Raw genomic sequence first — 11,804 nt, 5'->3', positions numbered from 1 at the left:
AGCGGGAGAAAAAGCAATGTCCACCGAAGATGCCAAGGCCAGAAATCCTTATGCGGATCGTACGAGCCTTGAGTTTACATTTCGCGCGCGCCGCTTCGCCAAAGTCCGTGAGCTTATCGAAGACGCGCTGGAAGAGCGCGGCGAGGCACATGTTCTCGACCTTGGCGGCACGGAAGGCTATTGGCTGATCGGTGAGGATTTCATCAACCAGCACCGGGGACGCCTGAAGATCACGCTCGTCAATCTCGAGCAGGAACTGGCGCCGGTGCGCGATACCGCCGTATTCACCTCGCTTGCCGGAGACGGCGCGAACCCCGAACTTTTTTCCGGCCGGCAATTCGACCTCGTCCATTCCAATTCGGTGATCGAGCATGTCGGCGACTGGAGCCGCATGACGGAATTCGCCAGGAATACACGGCGTCTCGGCAAACGCTATTACGTGCAGACGCCGAATTACTGGTTTCCCTACGAGCCGCACTTCCGCATGCTTGGTTTCCAGTTCCTACCGGAAAGTGTCCGCATAGCGCTCATCCAGCGCTTCGCCCTTGGCTTCTTCCCGCGCATCGGCTCTTATGAGGAAGCGCGCGATATCATCCAGCATCACAGCATCATCTCGACACGCCAGATGCGGAAGTTGTTTGGGGATGCCGAGATCACCCATGAAAAGGTGATGGGACTTAAGAAATCCATCATCGCGATAAAGCGCTAGCTCATTTCCGGGAGTTGTTCATGCCGCGCCCCCTCATCATTGCGCCCTCGATCCTCGCTGCCAATTTCGCGAAGCTCGGCCAGGAAGTCACCGACGTGCTGGAGGCCGGCGCAGACTGGATCCATATCGACGTCATGGACGGGCATTTCGTGCCGAACATCACTTTCGGCCCCGATGTGGTGAAGGCGATACGGCCATTGACCAAGGCGGTCTTTGATACCCATCTGATGATCGCGCCCTGCGACCCCTATCTGGAAGCCTTCGCCAAGGCCGGCTCCGACATCATCACCGTCCATGCCGAGGCGGGTCCGCATCTGCACCGCTCGCTGCAGACGATCCGGGCGCTGGGCAAGAAGGCAGGCGTGTCGTTGAACCCCGCCACGCCGGAGAGCGCGCTGGAATATGTGCTCGATGATGTCGATTTGATCCTTGTCATGACGGTCAATCCCGGCTTCGGCGGTCAGAAATTCGTCCCCGCAACGCTCGAGAAAATCCGCCGCATCAAAGCGATGGTGGGTAACCGCCCCATCGACATCGAAGTGGATGGCGGCATCACGGCTGAAACGGCGGGCGAAGCGGTTAAGGCCGGAGCCAACGCGCTCGTGGCAGGCTCGGCGATCTACAAGGGCGGCTCGGTCGCCAGCTACAAGGCCAATATCGACGCCATCCGCGCGGCGGCGCTGGGGAAGAAGTAATCCGGAGTGTTGCTATGCGTGTTGTGATTGTTGCGATTTGCGCGATATCGCTATAGACCGCGAGGCAATCAACTCCAACAGGATGAACATATGATCCCGCGCTATTCGCGGCCGGAAATGGTCGCCATCTGGTCTCCCGAAACGAAGTTCCGCATCTGGTTCGAGATCGAGGCCCATGCCTGCGATGCGCTCGCGGCGCTTGGCGTCATTCCGCGGCAGGCGGCGAAGACGATCTGGGAAAAGGGCGGCGCGGCTGAGTTCAACATCGACCGCATCGACGAGATCGAGCGCGAGACCAAGCATGACGTCATCGCCTTCCTGACCCATCTGGCCGAATTCGTCGGACCGGATGCGCGCTTCGTGCATCAGGGCATGACCTCGTCGGATGTGCTGGACACGACCTTCAACATCCAGCTCGTCCGCGCCGCCGATATCCTTATCGCTGATATGGACCGCGTATTGGCGGCGCTGAAGAAGCGCGCCTTCGAGCATAAGGATACGGTGCGCATCGGCCGCAGCCACGGCATCCATGCCGAGCCGACGACGATGGGCCTCACCTTCGCGCGCTTTTATGCCGAGATGGCGCGGGGCCGCGCCCGCCTCGTTGCCGCGCGCGCAGAAATCGCCACTGGGGCCATATCAGGCGCGGTCGGCACCTTCGCGAATATCGACCCGCGCGTGGAAGAGCATGTCTGCGCCAAGCTGGGCCTGACGCCCGAGCCGGTCTCAACGCAGGTCATCCCGCGCGATCGCCACGCCATGTTCTTCGCCACACTGGGCGTGATTGCCTCATCAATGGAGAACATCGCCATCGAAATCCGCCATATGCAGCGCACCGAGGTGCTGGAGGCGGAAGAATTCTTCTCGCCGGGCCAGAAGGGCTCGTCGGCCATGCCGCACAAGCGCAACCCGGTGCTGACCGAGAACCTCACTGGCCTCGCCCGGCTGATACGCATGTCGGTTGTCCCGGCAATGGAGAATGTCGCCCTCTGGCACGAGCGCGATATCTCGCACTCCAGTGTCGAACGTGCCATCGGGCCGGACACGACCGTCACGCTCGATTTCGCGCTGAACCGTTTGGCCGGGGTGATCGAGAATCTGGTGATCTATCCCGATAACATGCTCGCCAACATGAACAAGTTCCGGGGCCTCATCCATTCGCAGCGCGTGCTGCTGGCGCTGACGCAGGCCGGCGTCAGCCGCGAGGACGCCTATCGCCTCGTCCAGCGCAATGCGATGAAGGTGTGGGAACAAGGCAAAGATTTCCTCGAGGAACTGCTGGCCGACCAGGATGTGCGCGCTGCGCTCTCCGAAGAGCAGATCCGTGAGAAGTTCGACCTCGGTTACCACACCAAGCATGTGGACACGATCTTCAGGCGCGTGTTCGGGAAGTAAGTAACATTCCTGCCAGAACGAGGAGCCTCATGTCATTGAAGACATGGGGCTTTTCTTTTCACGCAGCAACGATGTTGATGGCGTTGCCCCAGGGATCTTCGAGGCTTCGCCCCTTCTCTCCGCGCGTATCCTCCAGTTCCACCCAGGCCAGCCCGGTGCGGTCCTTGTCGCGTTTGCCAGCACGGGGGCTTTGCCATGAATTGGCGGCGATGTGATGGTGATAGCCGCCGGAAGAGAGAAACACGGCCCGGTCGCCATAGGTCTGCACGGTGTCGAAGCCGATTTCCCTGTGGCACCAGCCTTCCGCCTCCGCCGCGTTGCCGACACGCAAATGCACATGGCCGATGACAGTGTTCTCGGGCGCGCCTTCCCATATCCGCCGGTCCTGCTCCAGTTCGCGCAGGAGATTGCCGACATCGAGCGCTTCCGTTGCCATCGCAATCCTCCCGCCGTTCCAGCGCCAGCTCTCATGCGGGCGGTCGGCGTAGATCTCGACGCCATTGCCTTCCGGATCGGTAAGATAAATCGCCTCGCTGACCAGATGATCGGATGCGCCGGCAATCGGGATATGCCGGTCGATGGCCTGATGCGACCAGCGGGCAAGGTCGCCGCGCGAGGGTAGCAAGAAGGCCGTATGATAAAGCCCGGCGCTGCGCGGATCGTCCGGACGGGCAGCGGAAAACTGCTCGATTTCGACGAGTTCCCGGTCCCCTGCCCCAAGCACGATGCTACTCCCCCGCCGCGCCATTTCCCTGAGGCCGACAATATCCTGATACCAGGCAGAAACAACCTCCGCATCCTTCGCCTTCAGCCCGATCCTGGCGACCCGGACGGGCGTCGTCACCGCAAAAGGCACCCTACTCATTTCTGCTCTCCATTCTATCGCACGATCCCTAAAGTTACGAGCCTTTCGGATATAATCATGCGCCTTCGATTGCCCCTAAATCGCCATTGTTGCCCTCACCGGCAAGCCACGATTCGGAGAACAAGCTGTTCACCAAATGCCGTCAAAAGCTTCGCCAAGCGCTTGAAGCTCTTCGAACCTGCCTTTAAATGGGAGCTATGAAAGTCCAGGACGCCGATATTCTCATCATCCCCGGTTACACCAATTCCGGGCCCGACCATTGGCAGAGCCGGTGGGAGGAGAAGCTTTCGACCGCGCGGCGCGTCGAGCAAGCCGAATGGTCGAAGCCGGTGCGCGATGACTGGGTGGCGGAAGTGGTGAAGGCGGCGAACGCGGCGACCAAGCCGGTCGTTCTTGTCGCCCATTCGCTGGGGGTGCCGACGGCGATCCATGCGCTGCCGGAAATCCAGGACAAAGTGAAAGGCGGTTTCTTCGTCGCGCCGCCCGATGTGGCCGATCCCAAGATCAAGCCGCGCCATCTGATGACCTTTGGCCCCTACCCGCGCGATCCGCTTCCCTTCCCGTCTCTTGTCATTGCAAGCCGCAACGACCCCTTCTGCAACTATGAAGTGGCCGAGGATATCGCGAATGCCTGGGGATCGCTCTTCATCGATGCGGGCGAAGCCGGACATATAAACGCCGATTCCGGCCATGGGCCGTGGCCCGAAGGCTCAATGGTCTTCGCGCAGTTCCTGTCGCGGCTTTAAGCAACTGCGCCGTCATTCTCGGGCTTGTCCCGAGAATCCACTACGGCGCGCTCGATCAGGACGGTAATCTATCCTGCTTCTTATGGTAGATCCTCGGGACAAGCCCGAGGATGACGCGGGAGGGGATGCCTCAATTTTCCTGAATCTGCCGCACGGCTTCCTGCAGAAGCTCAACCATCGCGCTGCGGATCGCTTCGTCCGTCACCGCAACGTCGGCCGCGTCGAAATCCGCGCGGACCTTGCGGAACACATCCTCGTCGCCCGCTTCCTCGAAATCCGCCGCGACGACTTCCTTGGCGTAGGCCTCGGCATCGGGGCCGGTCTTGCCCAGCTTTTCCGCCGCCCACAGGCCCAGAAGCTTGTTGCGACGCGCCTCCGCCTTGAATTTTAACTCCGCATCATGGGCGAATTTCTTTTCGAAGGCATCCTTGCGTTCGTCCATTCCGGTCATCATCTAACTCCAGCGCTGGTGTTTTTCGGCCCGAATCCGTGTTCGACAGGGTACTCGCCTTGTCTAAATCAAAAGAGGCGCGCAAGATCAATCGGAGAATCCGAAAGGCGACTCGGGAACGAAAAACGCGAAGGAGCGGCAAAGCATGATTGTGAATTGGGGCCGTTTGCTATAGGTAGCGCGCGAGCACTGCGGCCAGAAGGCCGCCCGATCAAGTCAGACATCTGGGAAGTTCAATGAATCGTCGCCGCCGTATTTACGAAGGCAAGGCCAAGATCCTCTATGAAGGACCTGAGCCCGGAACCTTGATCCAGTTTTTCAAGGACGACGCCACCGCCTTCAACAAAAAGAAACATGAAGTGGTCGACGGGAAGGGTGTCCTCAACAACCGCATTTCCGAGCACATCTTCACGCAGCTGAACCGGATGGGCATTCCGACCCACTTCATCCGCCGCCTCAACATGCGCGAGCAGCTGATCAAGGAAGTTGAGATCATCCCGCTCGAAGTGGTGGTGCGCAACGTCGCCGCCGGCTCGCTCGCCAAACGCCTCGGCCTGGAAGAAGGCACGGTGCTGCCGCGCTCCATCATCGAGTTCTATTACAAGGCCGATGCGCTCGACGACCCCATGGTCTCTGAAGAGCACATTACCGCCTTCGGCTGGGCGAGCCCGCAGGAAATCGACGACATCATGGCGCTCGCCATCCGCGTCAATGATTTCCTCTCCGGCCTGTTCCTTGGCGTCGGCATCCAGCTCGTCGATTTCAAGATCGAATGCGGTCGCCTGTGGGAAGCCGACATGATGCGCATTGTCGTGGCCGACGAGATTTCGCCCGACTCCGCCCGCCTCTGGGACATCCAGACCAACGACAAGCTGGACAAGGACCGCTTCCGCCGCGACATGGGCGGGCTGGTCGAGGCCTATCAGGAAGTGGCGCGCCGTCTCGGCATCATGAACGAGAACGAGCCGCCCCGTCCCACCGGCCCGGTTCTGGTTAAGTGATCGAGCATGATCCCGGACCGAAGGTCAGCGGCAGCAAAAAGTTGCAGACTTTTCGGATAAGATCATGCGGCTATAAAAATGGCAGGATAGAACAGTGATCAAGGCACGTGTCACCGTTACGTTGAAGAATGGCGTTCTCGACCCCCAGGGCAAGGCTATTGCCGGCGCGCTAGGCGGTCTGGGCTTCGAGGGCGTCAATTCCGTGCGCCAGGGCAAGGTTTTCGATGTCGAGCTCGACACCAAGGACCGCAGCGAGGCCGAAACCCGCCTCAAGGCCATGTGCGACAAGCTTCTCGCCAATACTGTAATTGAAGATTATAGTGTGGAGATCGCTTAAGGGCAGAATTGGAGAAGCGCGTGGCGGAAATCGACCGGGAATGTCTTTTGCGAGAAGTCCTCGTGCTCGATCGTCAGGTGCAGGATCTTGCTGCTTCCATGCATGAGTGTCTCGTCCTTCTTCAGGATACCAACAGGGAATTGGCGGAAGGACGGGAACGCATAGAGAAAACGAAGAAAGAGCTGTCGGCCAGAGGATATCGATTTTCGGAGCTGTCGACATGAGCGAAATATCGCAAGACTTGCTGCATGAACTCCTCCGCCGGATACATCAGCGCTTCGATAAGATTGATCACGCTATTAGTGAGTTGCGGAACGACAATGTGGCAATTCGCAATCAGCTCCATGCAATGCAGGGCGATGTGAACAACGTGCGCGCAAGCGTGGCCCATATGGAAAATCGTCTCGACCGGATTGAGACTCGCCTCGATCTTCGCGACTTCCAAGAAGCACAAGCAAGGTTTGACCCACACTCATGAAATCAGCTGTCGTCCTTCTCCCCGGCCTCAATCGTGACCGTGACATGATCGCGGCGCTGACGAAAATTTCCGGCAAGGCGCCGCAGACCGTCTGGCAGACGGACACGGAAATCCCGGATGTCGATCTGATCGTCATTCCCGGCGGCTTCTCCTATGGCGATTACCTGCGTTGCGGCGCGATTGCCGCGCGCATGCCTGTCATGAACGCGATCCGCGAGAAGGCGGAAAAGGGCGTCATGGTCATGGGCGTCTGCAACGGTTTCCAGATCCTGCTCGAAGCGGGCCTCCTGCCCGGCGCACTGATGCGCAATGCCTCGCTCAAATTTGTCTGCCGCGAGGTGAAGCTGGAGGTGAGCAACGCCAACACCGCCTTCACGCGCGGCTATGCGGCGGGTGAGATCATCCGCTGCCCGGTCGCCCATCATGACGGCAATTTCTTCGCCGACGAAGAGACGCTGAAGCGCATCGAGGGCGAAGGTCAGGTCGCCTTCCGCTATGCCGAAGGCACCAATCCCAACGGCTCGATCAACGACATCGCCGGCATCGTCAGCGAGCGCGGCAATGTGCTGGGCATGATGCCGCACCCGGAAAACCTGATCGAATCCGCCCATGGCGGCAGTGATGGCCGCGCCCTTTTCTCCGGCCTGCTCGGCCTCGCCGCTTAATTTTTGCGGCGCAGCACAACCCGTACATCAAACGGTAACCGGCGGAAGGTCATTCTGCCGGTTCGGTGTTTCCATCCCCCCGCTTTCCGGAGTTCGTGCATGAAAAAGGCTTTTCTCGCGATTGCAGCCGTTGCAGCGCTCGTATCTCTTACGGCCTGCCAATCGGAGAGAAAACCGGAACCTCGCGCACGCATCGTCTCGCGGGAGAACACGGCGCTCGCCACCATGGAGCGCGTGGCCCTCGCCGCCAATTCCTGCTGGTTCAAGTCGAAGGATGCCGCGTTCCGCCCCTACCGGCTCGCGCCGGAATTGAACTCCTTCTCCGGCCGCCCGCGCATCCTCGTGGTGCCCGCGAAGAACCCGGCGGACCGCCCTCTCCTCGTCGTTCAGGCGGAAGGAAATCCGGCCCGGCTCGAAACTTTCGGCCCGCTGATGCACCAGTCGAACGGCAAGCGCATCGCCTCCGATGTCCACCGCTGGGCGGCGGGAGATAACAGGTGCGCCGGCTGATTACTGCAGACATAAATCCAGCCAGTCGCGAGCGGCTATCGAGCTGCTTTGCCTGCGGCGATATCTGCAACTATCGGTAGATTTTAATCACGAAACATGATAAATAATTGCAAGCGAAGCTTATCGCCTGCAATTAAGCATTTATTTGAACCGAAAACTATTTAACGAAGCCGTTTATTGAGGAATTGTCAATGGACGCGGTTTTCTCCGGCGTGTTTTCCGCCGCTCTCGTTATCCTGTGCCTCCTTTGCAATGGCGCGGCTGCCCAGACAACGCCCACGGTGACGCTGCAGGCCGACAAGACGACTGCGAAGGCCGGCGACGTCATCACCTTTACCGCCACCCTGACTTCAGATGGCCACAAACTGACGCGCGGCATCGTGCGGCTGTGCGATGCCTCCGCCATAGCCAAATCCTGTGTAGGTTTTCGCAAATTTGGCGAGATGCCGGTGGTGTCGAGCGGCTTGGCTGAGGGCACCGCGACCTTCCGCCTGCGCCCGCCGCCGGCCATGAAGCATCAATACAAGGCCCTGTTCCTGCCTATGCCGAACGGCAACCCGGCCTATGGTTCGGCCACGTCCTCGCCGGTCTCCGTCACCATCGGCGGCCACAAAACGATCACGACCTTAGACAAACCGTCCGGTACTGTCGGCGCTTACACACTCACAGCGCATGTGACCGGGTTTGGCACGCAGGCGCTCATCGGCGGCTCGGTATCATTTCTGGACACGACCAACGGCGATGCCGAATTGGCAGGCGCGGATGTGCTGGGAAGCACCGCCAGCCTGACCTTTCCGTCGGTCCCCGCTCCACAGTCCTGGCCGTCAAGCGAAAGCGGGATCGTTGCCGACATCAAGGAGGACGGCTTTCCCGACCTTGTGAGCGACAATGTAACCAGCGCCAATACGGGTACGGCCAATTTTCTGATCAATGACGGTACCGGTAACTTTTCCTATAGCTCCTTTACCACCTGGCCCGTGGCCAATTCGGGTTCGAATTATGGAAACATGGTCATTGGCGACTTCGATGCGGACGGCCACCTGGATTATCTTAATTGGAACGAGAACTATAGCGGAACTAAATCCGTGGAGGTCGTGCTGAATGTCTACAAAGGACATGGTGACGGCACATTCGACGCAGCACCCATTGTGAGCAATGTCACGGTCTATCTGCCCGGAAATTACCTCGGCGCCTTTCCCTATCGCTATGTGGAGAGCGGGGACTTGAATGGAGACGGCGTTCTTGATGTTTTCCTTAATCTGCCCGCCTACAAAAACGATGAAACCATCGAAGGATTTTTTACATTTACAGGATTGGGAAACGGTACTTTCACCGAAGGCCAATCCGTGGCGACGATATTCGATACCCAACCATACAGGGACCCGATATCTCGATGTCAGGTTGCCCTGAATGACTTCAACAATGACGGAAAACTGGATTTCCTTTTGGGTGGCTTCAGCAGTTCTAGCCGCGCGTCCAATTTTGAACCTCCCGACCTCCTGTTTTTTTACCCGGGAGATGGCTATGGCGGCTTCGGCCCCTTTACGACGATACAGCCGTCCGCCGAGTACAATGGCACTTGCCTGCATATTGATGATTTCGACGATAATGGAACGCTCGATCTCGCCACCGGCGCCGGAAACGCGCTTTTTCTGCTCAACGGGGACGGCGCGGGCGGCTTTTCACAAATCGGCGATCCGCTACCCCTGTCCGTTGCGCCCGTTCATGTAAAGGTCGGCGACTTCAATGGAGACAGCCAACGGGATTTCATCGTCTCCAATAGCAATCACGCTGACATAGGCCTTGGTACGGGTGCATGGCAATTCGACCAGCAAACCGTAACGGTGGGAAGCGCCAAGGGGTATGTTTGGGTGGCTGACTATGATGGGGACGGCGCATCCGATTCCGTTACGGGAGGAATGGGAGGATGGCCCTGGGGCGGATCTGCCAGCGTCCAGCTGATACAGGCGGTTGTCAAAGGCGAAGCGACAGCGAGCGGCGTTAATGTGCCGGGTACCGGTATCCATGAAGTTAAGGCGCAATATGATGGAACGCGCCAATATGAAGCCAGCGGTTCATCGCCCCAGCCATTGACGGCAGGCAACGGAGGCGCGCGCCAGTAAACAAACAGCTGGCGCACATCGCTTGCTCCGGCGGATGACAGAATAGCGTACCCAGCCCCTTCATCTCCACCAGTCATATTTCGTTCTGCGGTCCCAGATCGGGCGGCGGCCTTCCCGGGATGCATCATCAGCCGTCAGGCCGATGTCGCGCAGTTGATCTTCCGTTAGTTCCAGAAGCGCCTTGCGACTGCGCCTGATAGCGAAGCTGTGCAAAACCCAGGCGGCCCATTGCCGGATTGTTGCCGACCCTGCCTCAACTTCAATATCCCGCTTTTGCTGACATGTCGGATATTTTGCCCGTACCCTAGGCGTCATTGTCCTAATTGCATCCATTGTATTCACACCAAAACTATTCCGTCGCCCGATTGTCACCATTTATTGACTCCATTTTGTTTTCAACCTAAACATTGTCACCATGACAAAATGGCTTCCCGACCTATCCGGCTTCCCTGGTCCTAAATACGTAGCCATCGCAGACGCGATGGATCGCGACATCGGCAACGGCGCCCTCCCGGCGGGCACGCGCCTGCCGCCACAGCGCGATCTCGCCTATGATCTGAAGGTGACAATAGGGACAATCAGCCGAGCCTATGCGCTTGCGGCCGAGCGCGGGCTCGTTGCCGGCGAGGTGGGCCGGGGCACCTATGTGCTGGCGCGGGATGATGCGGCGCCTTTGGCGGCCGCCATGGTTTTCCGCGATGCACGGATCGACCTGCCGCCGCCGCTTGCTAATGCCTTGCGCATGGATTCAACCGCGGCGACTGATATCGGCCAGTCGGCGGTGATAGGGCCGATGCTCGCACGGATTTTTACCGACGAGCCGCATCTGGCACAGGATTATACCCGCACAATGTCGGCGGACTGGCGCGAGGCGGGGGCAGAGTGGCTCGCCACCGGCGGCTGGCGCCCTGCACCGGAAACGGTCATTCCCGTGATGGGGGCGCTCAGCGGCATCGAGAACATCATCGCCGCCATGACCATGCCCGGCGATCGGATTGCCTTCGAGGACATGACTTACAGCCCCCTCGCCCGTGGCGCGGCGCTGATCGGGCGGCGCGCGATCAAGGTGCGCGGCGGCGATGACGGGCTTGATCCAGACGATTTCGAGCGTGTCTGTGCGCGTGACCATCCGAAGATGCTTGTCGTCATCCCGACGCTCAACAACCCGACCATGACGATCATACCGGAGGAAAACCGCCGGCGCATCGCAGAAATCGCGCAGGCCTACAATGTCTGGATCGTCGAGGACGATATCTATGGCAACGCGCTCGAGGATGCACCGCCGCCCTTTGCCGCGATTGCGCCGCAGCGGACTTTCCACGTCTCTGGCGTGTCCAAGACATTGAGCGCCGGGCTGCGGATCGGCTGGGTTTCTGCGCCCCCCGCTTTTATCCGGCAGATCATCAACGCCAAGAAGCTGATGACCGGCGGCCTGCCCTACGCGATGACGGAGGTAACGGCGCGGCTTGTGCTCAGCGGCGAGGCGGCGCGGTTCAAGGCGGCAGTGCTTGAGGAAATGGGCGAGCGCGAAGCCATCGCCCGCGAAATCCTGGCCGGGCACCGCTTCATCAGCCATCCCCGCTGCCCCTATATCTGGCTCACCCTGCCCGATCCCTGGCTGCCCGGCACATTCAAGGACGCCGCCCTCGATGCGGGCATCGCCATCCTCGAAGCGGACGCCTTCAAGGTGGGCCAGGCGGACCGCATCTGCCATTGCGTCCGCATCGCCTTCTCGACCCTCGAAACGCGCGAGGACGTTCGCCGCGGCTTCACCATCATCCGCCGCCTCCTCGACAATGCCGGGGCCGGGTTTGACGGGATGGAATAGG

Annotated in this window: 15 protein-coding genes; 12 read left to right on the top strand and 3 right to left on the bottom strand. The window is 59.6% G+C overall.

Translation table 11 applies throughout. From position 1 onward, the window contains the following. Positions 1 to 16 precede the first annotated feature (16 nt). From ACOWVG_RS10245 to purB, 3 genes are all read left to right on the top strand, one after another. Positions 17 to 709 (top strand): methyltransferase domain-containing protein, encoded by a 693-nt coding sequence (locus tag ACOWVG_RS10245; RefSeq protein WP_420961933.1) that lies wholly within the window; start codon positions 17 to 19, stop codon positions 707 to 709. Positions 710 to 729: 20 nt separating this feature from the next. Beyond that, positions 730 to 1,404, top strand: a complete 675-nt coding sequence (gene rpe, locus ACOWVG_RS10240) for a ribulose-phosphate 3-epimerase (RefSeq protein ID WP_420961931.1) — start codon at positions 730 to 732, stop codon at positions 1,402 to 1,404. A 90-nt stretch (positions 1,405 to 1,494) separates the two neighbouring features. Then, positions 1,495 to 2,799, top strand: coding sequence for an adenylosuccinate lyase (gene purB, locus ACOWVG_RS10235; RefSeq protein WP_420961929.1), 1,305 nt, complete (start codon positions 1,495 to 1,497; stop codon positions 2,797 to 2,799). 58 nt (positions 2,800 to 2,857) lie between these two features. On the opposite strand, the gene ACOWVG_RS10230 is transcribed toward purB, so the two are convergent. After that, the gene (locus ACOWVG_RS10230; RefSeq protein ID WP_420961927.1) at positions 2,858 to 3,664 is read right to left on the bottom strand and encodes a VOC family protein; all 807 of its coding nucleotides are present in this window, start codon (positions 3,662 to 3,664) and stop codon (positions 2,858 to 2,860) included. Between the two features lie 197 nt (positions 3,665 to 3,861). On the opposite strand from ACOWVG_RS10230, the gene ACOWVG_RS10225 reads away from it, so the two are divergent. Then, positions 3,862 to 4,410 (top strand): alpha/beta hydrolase, encoded by a 549-nt coding sequence (locus ACOWVG_RS10225; protein WP_420961925.1) that lies wholly within the window; start codon positions 3,862 to 3,864, stop codon positions 4,408 to 4,410. 130 nt (positions 4,411 to 4,540) lie between these two features. Here ACOWVG_RS10225 and ACOWVG_RS10220 read toward each other — a convergent pair whose 3' ends face one another. After that, the gene (locus ACOWVG_RS10220; RefSeq protein WP_420961924.1) at positions 4,541 to 4,864 is read right to left on the bottom strand and encodes a DUF1476 domain-containing protein; all 324 of its coding nucleotides are present in this window, start codon (positions 4,862 to 4,864) and stop codon (positions 4,541 to 4,543) included. A gap of 233 nt (positions 4,865 to 5,097) precedes the next feature. Here ACOWVG_RS10220 and purC point away from each other — a divergent pair, with 233 nt between their 5' ends. From purC to ACOWVG_RS10185, 7 genes are all read left to right on the top strand, one after another. Next, a complete protein-coding gene (gene purC / locus ACOWVG_RS10215; RefSeq protein WP_188822112.1) occupies positions 5,098 to 5,862 on the top strand; it encodes a phosphoribosylaminoimidazolesuccinocarboxamide synthase in 765 nt (254 codons plus the stop codon). A gap of 94 nt (positions 5,863 to 5,956) precedes the next feature. Next, entirely contained in the window at positions 5,957 to 6,199 is a 243-nt protein-coding gene (purS, locus tag ACOWVG_RS10210) for a phosphoribosylformylglycinamidine synthase subunit PurS (protein ID WP_420961922.1), read from the top strand. Positions 6,200 to 6,219: 20 nt separating this feature from the next. Beyond that, positions 6,220 to 6,423 (top strand): hypothetical protein, encoded by a 204-nt coding sequence (locus ACOWVG_RS10205; RefSeq protein WP_420961920.1) that lies wholly within the window; start codon positions 6,220 to 6,222, stop codon positions 6,421 to 6,423. Then, on the top strand, positions 6,420 to 6,677 hold the full coding sequence (locus ACOWVG_RS10200) for a hypothetical protein (RefSeq protein WP_420961918.1): 258 nt from the start codon (positions 6,420 to 6,422) through the stop codon (positions 6,675 to 6,677). Before ACOWVG_RS10205 ends, ACOWVG_RS10200 begins: the two co-directional genes overlap by 4 nt. Next, positions 6,674 to 7,342 (top strand): phosphoribosylformylglycinamidine synthase subunit PurQ, encoded by a 669-nt coding sequence (purQ, locus tag ACOWVG_RS10195; RefSeq protein ID WP_420961916.1) that lies wholly within the window; start codon positions 6,674 to 6,676, stop codon positions 7,340 to 7,342. The genes ACOWVG_RS10200 and purQ overlap by 4 nt, the downstream gene beginning before the upstream one ends. 99 nt (positions 7,343 to 7,441) lie before the next feature. After that, positions 7,442 to 7,852: a hypothetical protein gene (locus ACOWVG_RS10190; RefSeq protein WP_420961914.1), complete on the top strand. Its 411-nt coding sequence runs from the start codon at positions 7,442 to 7,444 to the stop codon at positions 7,850 to 7,852. Between the two features lie 191 nt (positions 7,853 to 8,043). Continuing rightward, positions 8,044 to 9,975, top strand: coding sequence for an FG-GAP-like repeat-containing protein (locus ACOWVG_RS10185; protein ID WP_420961912.1), 1,932 nt, complete (start codon positions 8,044 to 8,046; stop codon positions 9,973 to 9,975). 60 nt (positions 9,976 to 10,035) lie between these two features. Here ACOWVG_RS10185 and ACOWVG_RS10180 read toward each other — a convergent pair whose 3' ends face one another. Continuing rightward, complete coding sequence (locus ACOWVG_RS10180) at positions 10,036 to 10,290, bottom strand: DUF1127 domain-containing protein (RefSeq protein ID WP_420962407.1); 255 nt, start codon at positions 10,288 to 10,290, stop codon at positions 10,036 to 10,038. Positions 10,291 to 10,390: 100 nt separating this feature from the next. Between ACOWVG_RS10180 and ACOWVG_RS10175 the strand changes: the two genes are divergently transcribed. Next, positions 10,391 to 11,803, top strand: coding sequence for a PLP-dependent aminotransferase family protein (locus tag ACOWVG_RS10175; RefSeq protein ID WP_420961910.1), 1,413 nt, complete (start codon positions 10,391 to 10,393; stop codon positions 11,801 to 11,803). Position 11,804: the final 1 nt, after the last annotated feature.

Origin of the sequence: Brucella sp. IR073 (assembly GCF_049065735.1) — a bacterium.
GTDB lineage: Bacteria > Pseudomonadota > Alphaproteobacteria > Rhizobiales > Rhizobiaceae > Paramesorhizobium.
This window is presented reverse-complemented; position numbering and strand designations above follow the sequence as displayed.